The organism is Limibacterium fermenti, assembly GCF_041902845.1.
GTDB classification, from domain to species: domain Bacteria; phylum Bacteroidota; class Bacteroidia; order Bacteroidales; family Dysgonomonadaceae; genus Limibacterium; species Limibacterium fermenti.
Genome location: NZ_CP159486.1, coordinates 2022379 through 2041634 on the forward strand (window position 1 = coordinate 2022379; position 19256 = coordinate 2041634).

General features: G+C 42.7%; 12 protein-coding genes. 9 read left to right on the forward strand and 3 right to left on the reverse strand.

The genetic code is table 11. The features are described from left to right. Positions 1-107 precede the first annotated feature (107 nt). The 5 genes from ABNK31_RS08965 (at position 108) to ABNK31_RS08985 (ending at position 10312) form a co-directional block, all read left to right on the forward strand. A complete protein-coding gene (locus ABNK31_RS08965; RefSeq protein ID WP_418895311.1) occupies positions 108-1613 on the forward strand; it encodes a RagB/SusD family nutrient uptake outer membrane protein in 1506 nt (501 codons plus the stop codon). 210 nt (positions 1614-1823) lie between these two features. Then, positions 1824-3512: a hypothetical protein gene (locus ABNK31_RS08970; protein ID WP_418895312.1), complete on the forward strand. Its 1689-nt coding sequence runs from the start codon at positions 1824-1826 to the stop codon at positions 3510-3512. Between the two features lie 56 nt (positions 3513-3568). Further along, the gene (locus ABNK31_RS08975; RefSeq protein ID WP_418895313.1) at positions 3569-5353 is read left to right on the forward strand and encodes a glycoside hydrolase family 2 protein; all 1785 of its coding nucleotides are present in this window, start codon (positions 3569-3571) and stop codon (positions 5351-5353) included. Between the two features lie 14 nt (positions 5354-5367). Then, positions 5368-6765 (forward strand): DUF3863 domain-containing protein, encoded by a 1398-nt coding sequence (locus ABNK31_RS08980; protein ID WP_418895314.1) that lies wholly within the window; start codon positions 5368-5370, stop codon positions 6763-6765. A 439-nt stretch (positions 6766-7204) separates the two neighbouring features. Beyond that, a complete protein-coding gene (locus ABNK31_RS08985) occupies positions 7205-10312 on the forward strand; it encodes a glycoside hydrolase family 2 TIM barrel-domain containing protein (protein WP_418895315.1) in 3108 nt (1035 codons plus the stop codon). 86 nt (positions 10313-10398) lie between these two features. Here the strand turns inward: ABNK31_RS08985 and ABNK31_RS08990 are convergent, their stop codons facing one another. Continuing rightward, the gene (locus tag ABNK31_RS08990) at positions 10399-10587 is read right to left on the reverse strand and encodes a hypothetical protein (RefSeq protein WP_418895316.1); all 189 of its coding nucleotides are present in this window, start codon (positions 10585-10587) and stop codon (positions 10399-10401) included. Positions 10588-10861: 274 nt separating this feature from the next. Between ABNK31_RS08990 and ABNK31_RS08995 the strand changes: the two genes are divergently transcribed. From ABNK31_RS08995 to ABNK31_RS09005, 3 genes are all read left to right on the forward strand, one after another. Further along, positions 10862-11413: a hypothetical protein gene (locus tag ABNK31_RS08995; protein ID WP_418895317.1), complete on the forward strand. Its 552-nt coding sequence runs from the start codon at positions 10862-10864 to the stop codon at positions 11411-11413. Between the two features lie 191 nt (positions 11414-11604). Then, positions 11605-12828, forward strand: a complete 1224-nt coding sequence (coaBC, locus tag ABNK31_RS09000; protein WP_418895318.1) for a bifunctional phosphopantothenoylcysteine decarboxylase/phosphopantothenate--cysteine ligase CoaBC — start codon at positions 11605-11607, stop codon at positions 12826-12828. Next, positions 12825-14519 carry a M23 family metallopeptidase gene (locus tag ABNK31_RS09005; RefSeq protein ID WP_418895319.1) on the forward strand — a complete coding sequence of 565 codons (1695 nt, stop codon included), beginning with the start codon at positions 12825-12827 and terminating at the stop codon, positions 14517-14519. The genes coaBC and ABNK31_RS09005 overlap by 4 nt, the downstream gene beginning before the upstream one ends. Before the next feature lie 594 nt (positions 14520-15113). Here the strand turns inward: ABNK31_RS09005 and ABNK31_RS09010 are convergent. Together ABNK31_RS09010 and pncB are read right to left on the reverse strand one after the other, a co-directional pair. Next, positions 15114-16322 carry a metallophosphoesterase gene (locus tag ABNK31_RS09010; protein WP_418895320.1) on the reverse strand — a complete coding sequence of 403 codons (1209 nt, stop codon included), beginning with the start codon at positions 16320-16322 and terminating at the stop codon, positions 15114-15116. A gap of 116 nt (positions 16323-16438) precedes the next feature. Then, on the reverse strand, positions 16439-17614 hold the full coding sequence (pncB, locus tag ABNK31_RS09015; protein ID WP_418895321.1) for a nicotinate phosphoribosyltransferase: 1176 nt from the start codon (positions 17612-17614) through the stop codon (positions 16439-16441). Between the two features lie 626 nt (positions 17615-18240). Between pncB and ABNK31_RS09020 the strand changes: the two genes are divergently transcribed. After that, positions 18241-19110, forward strand: a complete 870-nt coding sequence (locus tag ABNK31_RS09020) for a hypothetical protein (protein WP_418895322.1) — start codon at positions 18241-18243, stop codon at positions 19108-19110. Positions 19111-19256: the final 146 nt, after the last annotated feature.

Genomic DNA, 19256 nt, shown 5'->3' on the forward strand with positions numbered 1-19256 from the left:
CGGGTTGTCAGGATATGGATTTACTTCCAAAAGAAAATTTGAGCGATCCTCAATTTTGGAAAACCCCGTCTGACTTCCAGAAAGCAGCAAATCGCCTCTACAGCAGAATGGAAAGTTTCAATACGGATGACAACGAGAGTGATATCGCGTTCGGCGGAAGTGCGAACAGCGTAAGTAGCGGCACCTATATCGCTCCTAACGCCGAGACCGGCAACTGGAATGACCGTTTCACTGATCTGCGTGACTGTAATCAAATCATCGAAAAGGCCGAGTCATACGTCGGTGATGCCGCGGGGGTCGAAGTTTATGTCGCCGAAGCCCGCTTCTTCAGGGCGTACAATCTCTGGCGTTTGATGAAGAGGTATAATGACGTTCCACTCATTACCAAAACATTGAATGTGGACTCTCCGGAATTGTACGACAAGAGGAGTTCTCAGGCGACAATAGAGGACTTCATCCTTTCAGAACTGGAGGCAATCTGGTCGAAATTACCGTTGCAAAAAAATGTTGCAGCGGCCGATAAGGGACGCATCACTCAGGGAGCAGCGTTGGCTCTGAAGGCGAGGGTTGCACTCTTTGCCGGCACATGGGCCAAGTATCACGGCCATCGCGACGATTATGCGCAACTATTGAATCAAGCCATAGTTGCCGCCGAAGCAGTGAGAGAGAGCGGTGAATATTCCATCTGGGAAGGTCTGGGTGATGAAAGTTACCGCTACCTGTTTATTGAGGAAGGGGACGATAACTCCGAATCAATCCTTGCTAACCGTTATGCTGCAGAAATACGGATGCATGGGACATCTCACGTGGCCTACTGGGGCGACAGAAGTTCTCCCACGAAAAAATTGGCCGACATGTACCTTTGCAAGAGCACCGGATTGCCTATAACAGCCCCAAACTCCGGATTCGAAGGCTATGCAAAGATGGAAGACGAGTTTAAAAATCGTGATCCCCGCATGACCCAGACATTCCTGATGCCTGGAGTAACTTTCCTGAATCCCCAGGATGCCGCATTGGTCAATTCTCCTCTGTTCAATTCCCGCCCCAATACGAAGACGGGATATAAACTCTGGAAATTTATTGGCGAGGCCAGAACTGTAAACGGCCAGACGACTTATGATTGTCACATTATTCGTTATCCTGAGGTGCTTCTCATTCTGGCGGAAGCTACGTTCGAAAAGGACGGCGCAATTAGCGATGAGATTCTGAACAACACGATCAATGTGATCCGTTCACGTAAAGGCGTCGAGATGCCTCCTCTTACGAATGCGTTCGTCTCTGCAAACGGTCTTGACATGCGGACCGAAATTCGTCGCGAACGTACGGTAGAGCTCTGTTTTGAAGGTTTCAGGCGGGATGATCTGAGGCGCTGGAAAACCGCGGAAACGGAGTTGGTACAAGCTATTAAAGGGTTTAAATATACCGGTACAGAGTATGAAGAGGAAGGGGTTTTGAGTGCCACAGAAGCTGCAAATGTGGATGCGGATGGCTTTTATATTATAGAGCCTGCATCGAACCGCAAATTTGTTGCACCCAAGAATTATTACTATTCCTTACCTTTGGATGAAACCAAACTCAATCCGAATTTATTGCCAAATAATCCGGGGTGGTGATAAAAGGAACCTCTAATATCCCCCTATATTGGGGGATATTAGAATCCGGCAGATTGATACACTCTCCTATTTGCCGGAAATTATCTTACCTTCATTAATTAAAAAAACAATATCTTTATAACGGCTCTGTATATCTTTGCCAATGTTATAATTATCTGGGGATAATATTCCCATACGTATTTTGCAAATATGTGAAACTAACAAATTTGTATGAACTTGAAAAAAGTAACAGTAATAGTATTATTCCTAAGTACGATATGCATGGGTTACACCAGCAAATCAAATCAAGATGTTTCAGATGTGCATATATCGGATGCTCCGAGGATCATTAACATCATCAATTTTATCCGTCAGACGGATTATCGTGTGGAAGACTCGGACCGGCTGTTGTTTGAAACTGTACAGGAACAAATTAAGCTGGTGAACAAATATCATTTTCCGGCAACTTTCCTTTTTCAATATGACGCCTTGATCAACCCTCAATACCAGGAGTTAATGAAAAAAGAGCTTCCAGCTAATTGTGAGTTGGGTGCATGGTGGGAAATTACACAACCGCATGTGGAAGCTGCCGGAATTAAATGGCGGGGCGAACATTCATGGGTTTCGCATGCGAATATCGCTTTTACGACCGGATATACTCCCCGGGAGAGGGAGCAATTGGTGGATGTATACATGAGAAAATTCAAAGAAATATATGGTTACTATCCAAAATCCGTTGGGTCATGGTTTATTGATTCGTATACACTGGCGTATATGTACGAAAAATACGGAATCGTAGCCTCTTGTAATTGTAAGGATCAGATCGGAACAGATGGTTATACCCTTTGGGGAGGCTATTGGAACCAGGCATATTATCCCAGTCGTACCAATGCATATATGCCTGCACAAACAGAAGAAGCGCAGATTCCTGTGCCTATATTCCGTATGCTGGGCAGTGATCCGATTTATCAGTACGATACCGGATTAGGAAGAAGAAGACAAGGCGTTATTTCGCTTGAACCGGTGTATAAGGAGTCGGGTATGAATAAAGAATGGGTAGAGTACTTCCTGGAATCTATCGTAAATCAGCCTTCTCTGGTATTTAATTATGCACAGGCAGGACAGGAGAATTCTTTTACCTGGAAAGCTATGCAAAAAGGACTCGAAATGCAATTCCCTCTGTTTGATTCTTTAAGGATTGCCGGTAAAATCAAGCTGGAAACACTGGAAACATCCGGGAAGTGGTTTAAAGAGCAATTTAAGCACACTCCTCCAACAGCAGTCACAACACTTACTGATATTCGTAATGAAGGTCGAAAGAGTGTCTGGTTTAACAGCCGCTATTATCGCACGAATTTGCTATGGGAAGGTAAATCATTCCGTTTTCGTGATATTCATCTGTTTGATGAAAAATTCAAATCACCCTATTATGATACGGCAGGAGAAGGTAATCAGTTTTTCTATTCCACACTTCCTGTGGTGGACGGATTTATATGGAGTACATCAGATGAAAGAGCCGGTTTACGTATTATGAAAGTTGACAAAAATAAGAGCCGATCAGAAATTCTGTTTAAAGATCCTGTTGTGAAGGAAATCAGTAAAGATGTTTTGCAAGTAACTTGTAAAGACGAAAATGAGAATACGTTCAACATTATTTTTTATGAAGACCGGTTCGAAGTATCATGTGAGCCACAGGAAAAAGGCTTGACCTGGACACTTGAACTTACGACAGCGGATGATGTGGAATTACCATTCCTCTCATTTGAAACGAAGAAAATAAATGCTACATTCCGTGGTTTTGATTATACAATTACGTGTGAAAAGGGTTCCATTGAAGGAGGAAACTCATCAGACGAATTTGTCTTCCGGTTAATCCCTTCCGGAAACAGGCTGGTTGTGGATTGTAAGAATATCCTATAAAAGAATTACAGATGAAAAAGCCAAAGTATATATATTGGATATACTGCCTGATTTTAATGGCTGGAGTATCTGAACTGAGATCTCAAAGTTCAGAATCCTTTACTTTACCTACCCCATGGACTGGGAAAGCAATCCAGGCAGAAATCCCTTTACCTGAATATCCGCGTCCGCAAATGGTACGTCCGCAATGGTTGAATCTGAATGGTATGTGGGATTATATGGGGGGTAAAGAATTGCCGGACCCATTAATGGTAACTGTACCACCGGCATTTTTAGGGAAATCGGAAAAGATACGTGTCCCGTTTTCTCCTGAGGCCGAATTGTCGGGAATCAGGCGTAACGATGAAACGAATCTTTGGTATCGCCGGACTTTCACAAATCCGGAAGAATGGAAAGGAAAAAAAATACTGCTACATTTCGGAGCGGTAGATCGTATTGCAACTGTTTTTGTGAATGGCAAAAAAGTGGGTTCGCATACCGGTGGCTATGATGCCTTTATGTTTGATATTTCGGTTTATTTAAAATCCGGGGAGAATGTACTCATTATAGGTGCTTATGATCCGAATGACGGCAAATCCGCTAATGGCAAAAACGGACCTCGTGGCGATTATACCTCTACTTCGGGTATCTGGCAAACCGTATGGTTGGAACCTGTGGAAGAACAATATATATCAAGGATTAAATTGATTCCCGATTTAAACAATAATCGTCTGGAAGTAACGGTTTATGCCGATGCGCTCAACTATAATGTGCGGGTGATTGCCAAAGACAGCGGTGAAGAAATAGCCACAGCGAAAGGAACAACGAACGAGACATTTTATATGCCGATTCAAAATCCCCATTTATGGAGCCCTGACGATCCTTTCTTGTATGACTTAAAACTAGAACTGCAAGATCATCGGGGAAAAGTGACGGATAAAGTTGATTCTTATTTCGGGATGCGTTCCATAACTATTGGAAAAATCGAGGGTGTTAACCGTGTATTGTTGAACGGAAAATTTGTTTTTCAAATAGGGTTGTTAGATCAGGGCTACTGGCCTGACGGCATATTTACGGCTCCCGGCGACAAGGCTTTATTATATGATATAGACCTTGCCAAACAAGGAGGATTCAATATGATACGAAAACACATCAAAGTGGAACCTCAGCGTTGGTACTATCATTGCGATCGCTTAGGATTACTCGTATGGCAGGATATGCCCAACTTATGGAAACCGGACGATGTGGATTCTACCACTGTACGTAATCAGTTTAGAGAGGAGTTGAAACGAATGGTCGACCAACACATCAATTCGCCATCTATTGTGACGTGGGTACCCTTCAATGAAAATTGGGGCGCTTTTGATGTAGCGAATATTACGGATTGGATCAAAAAATATGACCCGAGTCGTTTAGTAAACGGTAATTCAGGATATAATAACGCACCGCCTTATCGGCCCGCATACGGGGATCCGGGTAATGGCGATTTTGTTGATCTGCATCATTATGGTAAGATAGAACTAAAAACAATGCCGCGGCCGGATAATAAACGAGCTGCCTCTCTGGGTGAGTTTGGCGGAAAAGGTTTATTTATACGGGAACATTTATGGCCTGTACCCAACAATGCATATGAAATGATGCTGAATAAAGAGATATTAACGGATACCTACATTTTAATGCTCAACGAGCTGGAACAAATGATAAAATATTACGGACTAAGTGCCGCTGTATATACACAAACTACGGACGTAGAGCATGAGATAAACGGCTTAGTTACTTACGACCGTCAAGTACTAAAGATGTATCTCGACAAAGTGAAGCAAATAAATGATGCGGTGATACACAACACAAAAGAAAAATAATAAAATACGCTCTCATGAAAAAAATTCTACTGTCTTTCATACTAATAACGGTTTATACGTTTTCTTTATATTCTACAGAACCGATCATTTCAACAACTCAGACTCCAATTACTTTAAATGGAAATCGGTTCGTAACTCTTTGTATTATGATACGCACTACTCCATGGGAAGTTTCCAGGGATGTAAAACTCCACCCCCGTGACGAAGGAGACTGGCACACACTCGATGGTGTGCGTGCATTGCGGGAAGCGTTTGCAAAAAATAATCCGGATGGACGATTAACGTGGGGGTTTACAATGAACGCACTGGAAGATAAACGTGAAAATTTCAAACAAATACGGCAATATGTTGTAGAGTGTAAGAAAAAATATGGAGATGAGGTTACTTATTTCCCCGGATATTTTCCGGCAATGTATTTACCGCGTGAAAGAATAAATCGCGAAATATCGGAAGCAATCCAAATCATTACCGAATTAGTAGGTAACGGTTATCGTCCGCAATCGATTATCGGAGGCTTCTTGTCTGCCGACAACTTAAGATATCTGGCAGAGAAAGAAAACATCCACGTGGCCCATGCTGTTATCTGGAGTCAGCATAATATTGACGGTGGTGGTGCAGACGGATCTCCTTCTTATCCTTTTTACCCTTCAACCGAACATTTCTGTAAACCGGCACAGGGGAAAAATGATTTTATTGATTGTGTCAATTTAGATGGGTGGACCATGGATTTTATCTGCGCACGCCGTAGCGGACAAATAGGACATGGAATAGAAGGATACAATAGTCGCAGGGGAGTTGGTCCTATTGAAACCTATAAAGGTTGGGGACTCGACCTTGGTCATCGGGAAGTAATGCATACTCAGTCAATTCACTTCGATAAAGGGTTTGAATTGAATGGATTTGGTTGGGTAACCAATATCTGGGAGGCACAAATGGTTCACGAATTTGGAAAAGACCTGATCTGTGATGCTATGGAAATGTGGGTCACAGATACGAAAAAACGTTGGCCGGATACACGTTTTGTAACCTTTGGTGAGTTTGGTACGATCTGGCGAAATCAATATAAATCGAATGATGACTGGAATTACCGGTTTGAAGAACGGGGTTCCGGTCTAGGTGACTCATATAATAATCTTGAGATTAAGTGGTTTATGAATAAAGAATTTCGATTGGCTCTCTTACGCGACTGGCATAAAAAAGGCTCGCCAACCTATGTGATTGATTTCACACGGTATGACTTGAAAACTCAAGAGCCTGCCGATCCATCTCCCGATAAACCAGCAAAAGACTGGAGCTTAATGAATGTACTGAATCAAAAAGGGCTACGCACTCAAGACACTCCTAAATTATTAAATGAATTAAAAAAAGATGACCAAGAACTTATCTACAAATATTATCCAGAATTGCTATAATAGTTCGTTATATATTTAATATGGAGTTATCCAATAATCATCTTCAAATCAATAAATTATTCAGGAAATACACTATTTCTCCCAAACTTACAGACCGGTTTAATAGAGAAGAAATGTAAGCAATTTCACACACTTTATTAAAAATTTTTGAGAAAAATATGCAGGAGAAAACTGATATGATAGATATTGAAAATGATTGTTTTATTTGTAAAGAAATAATATTTTGAACGTTTTTGCCTTTCAAGGGAAGAATATCTATTCAAATGATTGGATAAAATAATGGCTTCAGGCATCTTTAAATTCCCTAAAATGGGTATATTTGTGCACAAATTGTTTCATATACCTGAAAAGGTATAAAAAGAGAAAGCAATAGCAGAATATTTCCGAAAAAGGAAGACTATCAATTTATAAATCTATCATATAAATCAAACATAAAGAGATGAAGAAGACGACCATTTTTATGCTTTTGTCCATACTATTCGTTTGGACAGGCCAGGCACAGACAAACGACTGGGAAAACCTCTCGGTTACACAGATTAATGCAGAAAAGGCGCACGCAACGTATGTGCCGTTCGAAAGACTCACATGGGACAACAACCGGTTGGCGGACTCGCCGCAGGTAAAACTCCTCAACGGGACGTGGAAATTCCATTATTATAAGAACCCGGGACTGGTTCCGGCAAATATTGCCAAACAGACCTCTCTAAGCGGATGGAACGATATTCGCGTACCGGGTAACTGGCAGCTTCAGGGCGATTACGACCCTCCCGTTTTTACGAACATCAAATATCCTTTCGAGCCGGATCCTCCTTTCGTACCGAAGGATTATAACCCTACGGCGGTATATAAGAAGACATTCACCGTCCCTGCTGAGTGGAACGGTAACCCAATATTCATTCATTTCGCCGGGGTACAGTCGGCGATGTACCTTTGGGTAAACGGTCAACGTGTGGGATATCACGAGGATGCCATGTTGCCGGCCGAATTCAACATCACGAAATATCTCGACAAAGGCGATAATGAACTTACCGTGCAAGTACTCAACTGGTCGGATGGAAGTTACATAGAGGATCAGGATTTCTGGAGGCTGAGCGGTATTTATCGTGATGTATACCTGTTCACCACCCCGCAGGTCAGGATGCGGGATTTCACAGTATACAGCGAATTGGACGGGCAACTGAAAGATGCCGATCTTTTTGTGGATGTGAACGTGGAAAACCTGAATCTCGATAAAAAGCAATCGTACGTCCTGCAAATCACGCTGAAAGACCAGAACGGTAAAACCGTCGACACACAAAAATCAACATCCTTCACCGTGCAGAAAGGGACGGAACAAACAGTCTCTCTAAAAAGCCGGATTACTGATCCGCTGAAATGGACGGCCGAAACGCCGAATTTATACCAAATCGGCATCGAACTGCTTACTCAAGACGACAAACCTGTTCAGGCATTTACGACCCATACCGGTTTCCGGAAAATAGAAATTAAAGACGGCCTATTCCTTGTCAACGGCGAAGCCATTAAAGTCAAGGGCGTGAACCGCCACGAATTCGACCCGCATCATGGACGAGTAATCAGCCGGGAATCGATGATTAAAGATATCCTGCTGATGAAACGCCATAACATCAACGCTGTACGCACAAGCCACTATCCGAATGTGCCGGAATGGTACAGCCTCTGCGACGAATACGGCTTGTATGTGGTGGATGAAGCAAATATAGAAAGCCACGGGCTATGGGGAAAGGGTTATTACGTGGGCGAACTGCCCGAATGGAAACAAGCTATTGTAGAAAGGACGGTGAACATGGTGAAACGCGACAAAAACCATCCTTCTATCGTTATCTGGTCGATGGGTAACGAGTCGGGATGGGGTGTCAATTTCGATGCGGCATACGAGGCCATGAAACAAACCGATCCTCAAAAAAGGCCGGTACATTATGAATCGCGAAACCGCTGGGACGGCCCTGACATTTCGCGTTACGACATCATCTCCGATATGTATTCGTCTTTCGAAAGGCTCGAATATTTGTTCAATACCGATACGACACGCCCGGTCATCATTTGCGAATACGCACACAGTATGGGTAACGGACTGGGTAATTTCAGAAAATACTGGGACCTGTATAACGACTTTCCGCGCTTTCAAGGCGGATTCACTTGGGATTGGGTCGATCAGGGCCTGCGATCGAAAGACGAAAACGGCCGCGAATACTGGAATATTATCAATCATCTCGACGGTGCGAATGTGAATGACGGGCTCATCAATCCCGACCGTATCGCCCAACCCGAAATGCACGAACTTAAAAAAGTATATCAATATTTCAATGTGCGCAATATCAATGTCAATACAGGTATCGTCACCATCGCCAACGACCATGATTTTATAGATGCTTCAACGATCTACCTGAAATGGAATCTTCTCGAAAACGGCAAGAGCATCGCAAACGGGACGGTAGACAAACTGAGCATCGCGCCACATAGCCGACAACTCTTAAAAATTCCCTTCGACCGGAAGCTGGTGAAGCATGGTAATGAGTATTTCATGAACATTTCTTTCCACCTCAAGGCGGCAACACTCTGGGCGGACAAGGATTTCGAGGTGGGTGCCGAACAACTTGCTTTCGACTTGCCGGTGACTCTCCCTCCCGGAACGCCGAAAGAGGATCTTCCGGCGCTGGTTGTGACTGAAGGTAATAATTCCCTAAGTATAAAAGGACAAGGATTCGAAGTATTGTTCGATAAGAAGGCCGGAGCCCTCAGCCAACTGGTTTACGATGGAAAAAACATCCTTTCTCAACCGATTCTGCCTTATCTATGGCGCGTCCCGACCGATAACGACGAAGGCGGCGGCGACCGCGGTTATGCTACACGCTGGCGCAAAGCCGGCCTGGATAAACCGGTTATACAACCCGTAAGTCTCACGGCGGAAAATATCGGCAACAACCGTACGGAAGTCACCCTGCAAAACAAGATCGTGACGAAGGAAGGCGATATCCTGCACCGAGCAATTTATCTGGTAAAAGGAAACGGAACGATAGAAATAACCAACTGTTTCAATGTCCCTGAAAACCTTCCTCCCTTAGCGCGCGTAGGCGTACGGATGGCTTTACCGAAAGAATTGAATGCGATAGAATGGTATGGAAAAGGCCCGTTCGAATCGTACGACGATCGCAAGGAATCGGCTTTCGTCGGACGTTATGCCGGCAAAGTCGAAGAGCAGCATTTCGGTCACGTGATGCCGCAGGAAAACGGAAACAAAACCGATACCCGCTGGTTACAGGTAACCTCGTCGGCCGGCGGCAGCGTGAAGTTCTCCGGCAAACCGCTTTTCAATTTCAACATTCAGGATTATTCCGATGAAGCGCTTAATGAATCGAAAACCTCTCACACGCTGGAGCGAGGCGATAACACCTGGTTGCATATCGATTATAAGCAAATGGGTTTGGGCGGCGACGACAGTTGGTCTCCGCGGGTGCATAAAGAATTTACACTCGACAACCCGACTTACAGCTATTCGTTCATTATCGAACCCGGAAGAAAGAAATAAATTAGTCGGTTTTGCAGAAATAGTATCGAGGATGTCGTTTGAAACGGCATCCTCGATTTTTTAATGCTAAACAATTGCTGTGAATATTATTTACTCTTCTCATTTAGCTGTTTATAGTCGTCATAATTGATCCGCACCGAGTTTTGAGTCCTCTCCCGAGTAGAGTCGTTGCGGATCGCGGTGACATCACTCCGGCAATTGGTGAAATAAACATACGCATTCATCGAGCATAAGGCAATAATAGCTACCGTTAAAGTTCCGATCCATTTTTTCATCTGTATTTGTTTTTATGATCCTAAAAACAAAAGTAATATAAAACCGGTTATTTAATATCGTCCTATGATAAAAAAACTTCTATTCTAAACGACACCCTAAAAAACACAAGTGTTGGATATTTCCGGCACAGTCAATCAAGTGGCGTATCCAAGCACTTCTTTCCGGTTAAGCCTAAAACTCATTCAAAAATTATTAAAAAAATAAACAGTACGGATATTATTTTCTCGATTATATACTGTACATTTGAATTCAAATAAGATGATAGAAAATAATATGAAACCTTTTTATTTAGGCCTTAGCCTGTTGTTATCGACAATCGTTAGTATCGCATCCGTTCATGCACAACAAAACGCGGTGACCGATGACGGGCGAAGAGTAATCCTTTACATGGATGGCACATGGGAATATGCCCTTTCGTACGAACGTCCCGGCAGACCAACGGAGGTAAACGGAAAAAATGTGTCTCTGCGATTGAATGACGAACTGATGATATGGATCGAAGACGGAAAGATGGTCGATTTTTCGGTACTGCATGACGACTTAAGGTTGTACGACAAAATGGACGGCCGCCTGAAACGCATCGGGGATTTTGAGATTGAATACGACTTCCATACCGAACGGATAAAGCGTATCGGGCCCTATGCGATCGACTATGATTTTCATACCGATAAAATCAATAAGATCGGCGATTATCCCATAAAATATGATTTCCATACCGACAAAATATCGCAAATAGGAAATACTTACTTCGAATATAGTTTCTTCAACGAAAAACTGACGGAGGTAAAAGGCCACACTCCCGGAGTGGAAATAAATTTCTATTGACAGGGAAATAATTGATTATTCTATAAAGAAATTATAACTTTGCAGAGCATAAATAAAAACAATCATGATAAAAGATATAAAGAAACCGAACAATAAGTCTGCCCAAAACGAACCCAAACAAGAGACCTGTTAAGAGCCTAAGAAGCTTTCTAAATAAAAAGGAATGTAAGAAATAAAGAGTTAGAAAAACGATGGCATTACAAGGTAAACATATCGTGTTAGGGATTACAGGGAGCATCGCAGCATACAAAGCAGCCGTTATCACCCGCTTATTAATAAAAAAAGGAGCGGAAGTACAAATCGTGATTACTCCGTCGGGGAAAGAATTTATCACCCCCGTTACCCTATCGGCGTTGTCGGGCAAACCGGTGATCAGTGAATTTTTCGCGGCGAAAGACGGCACCTGGCATAGCCATGTCGATTTAGGCTTATGGGCCGATGCGATGATTATCGCGCCGGCTACAGCTTCGACGATTGCGAAAATGGCACACGGTGTGGCGGATAATCTCCTTATCACAACTTATCTATCGATGAAAGCTCCGGTATTTACCGCCCCGGCTATGGATCTGGATATGTTTGCCCATCCCACCACACAACGCAACCTCGACATTCTGCGTTCGGACCATGTACGCATTATCGAACCGGGAATCGGCGAACTGGCGAGCCATTTGGAAGGGAAAGGAAGAATGGAAGAGCCCGAACGTATTGTTTCTATTGTCGAAGAGTTTTTCCAACAAAGCCTTGATCTCGCTAAAAAAAAAATCCTGATCACCGCCGGCCCGACGTATGAGCGGATCGACCCCGTACGGTTTATCGGAAACTTTTCTTCCGGAAAAATGGGCTTTGCCCTGGCAGAAGCATGCGCCGCCCGAGGGGCGGAAGTAACACTCATTGCAGGGCCTACGCACCTTACTGTTTCACACCCCGGTATCAGGCGCATTGCGGTGGAATCGGCCGGCGAAATGTACGAAGCTGCTCTGAATGCTTTTCCTGAGGCGGATGCGGCTATCTTGTCGGCAGCCGTGGCCGATTACCGTCCCGAAGAAGCCGCTACGGAAAAAATAAAAAGAACCGACGGCAATAAGATGACGCTCACGCTTACCCCCAATGCGGATATTGCCGCAACATTAGGCGAACGGAAAAAACCGGAGCAGGTACTCATCGGGTTTGCGCTCGAAACAACGAATGAAGAAGAGAATGCCTTTAGGAAAATGGAGAAAAAGCATCTCGATTTCATCGTTTTAAACTCTCTAAAAGATTCCGGCGCCGGTTTTGGTTACGACACCAATAAAATAACGATTTACTCGAAGAACAAAGACAGAAAATCCTTCGGACTAAAAACGAAAACAGAAGCGGCGCAAGACATTATCGATGTCACCCTGCAAAGTCTCCTCCTCAAAAAAAACGTTGAATGAATCAGTGTAACAAGTATATACTCGTTTCTCTTTTATGCCTAAGCATACAACAAATCTCTTATTCTCAAAAGTATATATATCCCGTCGATATTCCCCCTGCTTTAAGTGCAAACTTCGGCGAACTGCGCGGCAATCATTTTCATTCGGGTATCGACTTCAAGACCCAACAAGTACAGAATAAGCCTATTATAGCGATAGAAGACGGCTATGTGTCGCGCATCAGCGTGTCGCCGGGCGGCTATGGCCTTGCGCTTTACATCGATCATCCGGCAACAGGCCACACAAGCGTCTACGGCCACTTGAACAGCTTTTCGAAAAAGATTGCCGATTATGTCAAACGCCATCAATACGAACAGGAAAGCTTCGCTGTCGATTTATATCCTTCTGCCGGAGAATTACCGGTAAAACGAGGCGAACAAGTGGCGTTGAGCGGCAATACCGGCGGATCGGCCGGACCACACCTACACTTCGAAATCCGCGAGACCCGTACGCAGGATCCTTTGGATGCCTTGGCATACCTGCCGAAAATAGCCGATACGCAAAAGCCCGATCTCCGTGGAATTGCCATTTATCCGGTACAAGGCAAAGGCATCGTAAATGGCGGAACAAATCCTTTACGACTGACTGTGAGAAAAGATAAAACAGGCAACCCTCTTCCTCCGGCGCCTGTTCATGCCTGGGGGCGAATCTTTGCGGGAGTGAAAGCGTATGACCGTATGAACGGGCAACAAAATATCTACGGAGTGAAATTCGTTCGTTTATTTGTCGATGATAAGTTGATTTTCAGCAGTGCCATGAATCGTTTTCCGTTTGAGCAGACCCGGATGATCAATTCGTTTGTCGACTTTGAAGAGTGGCGTCAGCACAGAGCGTTTTTCATGAAGTCCGTCATCGAACCGGGCAACACGCTCCCACTCTATCCCTCAGCCCAAAACGGTTATATCGATATTACGGAAGAACGGGATTATCGACTTCGGTATGAACTTGAAGACCACTCGGGCAATATGCGCGCCTATTCTTTCACGATAACGGGCAAAAAACAATCGATCCCGTCGATGCCGGCGTGTAAAAACCCGATGGATTGGAATCAGAACAATTGGTTTATTCATTTCGGATTTTTACTCAATATTCCTCCCGGAAACCTTTATTCGAGTATCTGCTTTCAATATAATTCGTCGAAAGCACCGGGTTATTATTCCGACGTCCATCAAGCGCATACCATGCCGGTGCCGTTACATAAAAGTGCTTCGATGTGGATAAAACTAAATACGGATGTGGCTGAAAAACGAAACCGTTATGGAGTGGTTCGTATCGATCGTAACGGTTCCGACAGTTGGATCGGCGGCAAATACGAAGACGGGGGAATCGAAGTATCTATCAGGGAACTGGGAGACCGGTATGCCGTGAGTGAAGATAGTATCGCCCCGAAGATTATCCCTATCGAACCGGAGAAATGGGCATCGGCAAAACGTATCCGTGTGCGTTTAACAGACGATAAAAGCGGTATCGCTTCGTTCAGGGGAGAAATCGATGGAAAATTCGTCTTGTTCACACATGATGTTAAATCATCAGTATATACCTATCTATTCGACAGCGAACGCCTTGAACGAGGCAAGCGGCACACCTTCGTTTTTACCGCATCGGATGGCGTGGGGAATACGGCGGAATACCGGCAGGAATTTAATTATTGAAATTTTTCGTCGTTGCGGACTTGCTCCGCAATCCCCTTTCTTCAAACAGCACGCTATCGGTTTGACGGATTAGAGCACTGCAGTGATTTTACGCACCTTGTTAAGCTTTTCAATAAACTGATGATTCCGTTTGGTTATAAGCATATTGTAACGTGCTTGCATTTTAAGAAGCGGTTCAGCGGGTAAATCCAGAGCAGCTTTCAATATCTCACCCGGATGAGTGGGATAATAGGGTTCGATATTATTTGCAATCATATTAGGGTCGACGCCCGGAATAGTAATTATAATTATTATTTATAATCGTTCGATAAATTCTTTATTCTACATATTATAGCAACTGGTTGATTGCCGACTATTTTTTCTTCAAACTCAAGACGATATTTGTCATTTATTCTTACGGATGATAAGCCGAACTTATCGCCCCTCAACTTTTCATACATAATGTAACGAATTGTATTTTACCCACGCAATTATATCTACAAAAATAAAATGTAATTTAAGTCAGGATAACGGAAAGACCATGCATTTGCAGATTTGCTAATTTACTCATTCGCTAATTTACTCATTTGCTAATTCGCTCATTTGCTAATTCGCTCATTTGCTAATTGACAAATTTTTCTTTTTCAAAACGATAAGGGTAATTTCGGGAGGCATCCCTATGCGAATGGGAATGCCGACATACCCGATTCCGCGATTCACATACAGATATTGATTTTTCTCACGATACAGTCCTTCCCATTCGGGATACATGACCGAAATCGGCGAGTAACGCAACGCGCCGGTCGCAATGCCTACCTGTCCCGCATGCGTATGTCCCGACATAGAAAGGAAAATTTCCGGTTTCTTCCCGACAACCTCCTCCCGCCAATGACTGGGATCATGCGTAATGAGTATCTTCATCCGGTGCGGATCGGACCCGGCCAACGCTTTGTTCAGATCGCTGTAATCGTTGAAGTGTCCGCCTCCGAAATTCTCCACGCCAACCAGCGTCAGCGTGTCGCCCCGATTCTCAAGTTCGACATGTTCGTTGAGTAGCAGCCGGAAGCCCATATCCCGGATATTCTTTTTAATCTGCTCGAAGTTTTGCTCCTTGGCCGTAGCCGATTTCCATTGGGTATAATCACCGTAATCATGATTACCCAATACGGCAAAGTTCCCCTTGCGAGAGGAGAGTTGCCTGAAATAAGGCTCCCATCCGTACGTTTCCTGATGATAATTATTCACCATATCCCCGGCAAAGACAATGATATCGGGATTCGATTGATTAATCATTGTCGCAATCGGCTTCATAATGCCATATCGCCGATCCCAATTGCCCAAGTGAAAATCAGCGAATAAGGCGATACGATATCCGTCGAATCCTTCGGGCAGGCCTTCCACTTCAATGACTTGTTCTTTCAAATAAAAAGCGTCGCATGTAACAAATACGCCATAGACGAATATTATCGTAAAGATAAGGGCGAAGCCGACACCGACAAAACGAAACACCCGGCCTTGACGCCGAAAGATTTTATTGAAGGCGTAATTCAGATAATAAAAAAGAATATACAGGATTTTCGGAGTGTACAGCAAAGCAAAAGCGACAAATATCCATGTCACTCTCGAAAGATACTGGAAACTCTCGTTATGTATTATGCTATACCGTAGATAGATGAAGGTAAGAATAAAAAGAATGCCGGGTAAAAACCAAGCTTTTCTCAGCCATGGACGAACGCCATGTTTCTTCATCTTAACATAAAACCATACGTCGGTGGCCAAAATCAACACTGAAAAAGCGATGATGGCCGATAAATACACTGCCATAAAAAAATTACAAATTACGAATGACTAATCACTAATTACTAATTACTAATTACAAATTACAAATTACAAATTACAAATGACGAATTGACTGGAGACCGATGACCGGAGACCGATGACTAAACCAAGCCTAATGTTTCCTGTGCAAGGCGTATTTCCCGCTCGCTGCCGGTATGCTTGCCTTCGACATCCGATAATTTAATGCACTCTTGCCAACGCTCTTTAGCCGTCATCTTACAACGGAACAACTTCATGACGATGTTCATGCCCTTGATGTTGTTCCCTACATCGTTGGTAAGATTGGTTCCGATACCGAAAGTAACCCCTATCCGGTCGCCACAATAATTCTTGATCTCGATCGCCTTATCGACGTTGAGCCCGTCGGAAAAAACCAAATATTTAAGCTTGGGATTGACACGTAGCTCTTCATAACGGCGGACCACTTTATCGGTAAAAACAAAAGGATCGCCGCTGTCATGGCGGAGGCTGGTAAACAAAGCCGCATGCTTTTTGCTGAAGTTACGCAAAAAGATATCCGTGGTGTACGTGTCGGTGAGCACGGTGCCCAAATCACCGTCGTACGCATTTATCCAATCCTCCATAGCCATATAATTGGCCATTTTATAGCCGTAGATCGATCCGTGAAACTGTACCCATTCATGCGGATGGGTACCGGAAACATTCACTTTATGCTTATACGCCAGATAGACATTGCTCGTTCCGAAAAGACTGTCGCCGGCATGCTGTTTAAGCAATTCGGTAACGCGGTCTTCAATATCGAAACTGAACCGGCGGCGCATACCGAAAAGCGAAAAAGTGATATGCTCTTCCTTCATTTTCCGGGCCTTTTCGATAGCCGACTCTTCCATATACTTCAAATCGGGTTGTTGTCCGGTTTCACGGAAATAAAGTTCCGATATGGTAGCTAGGACAGGCGTTTCCCACAAAGTCACGCGATAAAGCAATCCCGAAGCTTTGATATGCAGTTTGTGATCCTCCATCCATACCTGTACTTCAGCCGGATCAAAACGAAAACCTTTTAAAAAGTCGATATAAATAGGCGGAAGATACGGCAGACTTTTCCGCACGAAAGCTTCTTCATCAATCGTCAGTGCGAGCGTTGACATTGTCTCCAGTTCCCTGCGCACCAACAGGTCGAAACCATCCGGATAATCGCCGTTGCTCCGGTCGACAAACTCAAACTCTCCGTAGGCGCGCGGAAAGAGTTTACTATACGCATAGCTGGTAGTGAATTTATAAAGATCCGTGTCGAGGATACTTTTAATGATACCCATTTTTTTCTCTTTGTCGTTTTAAAATGATTAATGTTTACTAAACGTTTTAAATCGAAATCGGTTCGGAAAAGAAACGGAAAAGTATGGTAAGCGGCCTGTCTAACCGTTTCAAGCGTTTGACGGGAATAAAAGAATAAGAACATTAGCGTTGTCTACGCAGTTTTTCAATACAAAATGGCGCAAAAACACGACTCACTACTGAAGATGATCAAAAATTTGATAAGTCTTTTTGTCAAAATATCGACAAACTCAAATGTAAAATCATTCTCTGATAACAAAAATTCAACTCCGATTGCTCCTGTTAAATAGGATGAGATTAATCCGGTATAAATTCAATCGTTAAATTTCAAATAATAAATACATCATAGTAAGAGCCTTATGCATATTTAGGCGTTAAATTTCATAGGAGTATACTTTTATAAAATTAAATACCATATCTTTGTTACGAATATAATATTATATTCGTAACAATAATTTATTCACTCGATTAATTTTCTTATTATGAACAAGATGAAAAAAACTTTTTTTTAAAGTGTAAAGTGTTTACTCTGTTTACATTTATTATTTTCATTACCTCTTGTAGTAATGACGAGAGTTTTATTGAACAAACAGATTATGTCAATGTAATGGGTGATAATGTAGAATTAAAAAATAATACATTATCGTTCAAAAATCAAGAAGAATTGCAGAATTTACTGAACAAAATTAAAAATCAGGGAAAAGTTTTAACAAGACAGGTGACAAAAGATGTATATATTTATATACAGGATAAATCTTGGAATATCGATGGCTTTGAATCACTCTATGATATATATCAAGACGCGATGAAAAATGCTGAATATTATTATGATAGAGACGGCGGTTATGAGGAATTTAAACAGAAATACAGTGCCCTCTATTTTCCTGAATATAATGATGATTATTCAGCGTATCTTCCAATCAGTGATCCTGCGTTATCTAAAATTGTGAATTCAAATGGCGATGTTTATATTGATGATAAAATTGTAAATATGAAAGATATTAATACATACAAACAATTAGTGGATTTGGAATTAACCTTCCCTGCTGAAACTACTGAAAAAGCTTTGAAAACAAGAGCAACAGACCTGAATGGCTATTATATCATCTCCGTTAATGAAATGATATATAGTGATACGGGTAAGAGAAGGAACCAAATTTCTTTAGACAACACTACATATGAACCACTTAATAATCTACAAGACCGTAAACATATCTCCGGTAAACATCATTTTAGAAAGAAGGGGTTTCTAGGAGCTTGGTATAACTATTCCTCTGAAGCTTGTGTTGGAACTGACCAAAGATTAAAGCATGCTCCTGCCCCAGTTAAAGGAGATCCTTCTTTATCTTATGACACGGGGTCTTCGCCATTGGATTATCACGTGGCTTATGTTGTAAGGAAAGATAATAGAAATATTACATCTGATTTCAGCGCTTGGCACAGAGGAATAGGATATTGGTCAATTATATCTTTATGATTATCAAATATCAATTATGAGTGCACTTGGAAAAGTCCCAAATAAGAGAAAGTCATTTTGTAAAAGGCTGTTTGTCAAGTCTATTTTCTATTGATTTTCTTCAAAATAATTAAAGTGGACTCGATTATTAAAACATTCATAAATAT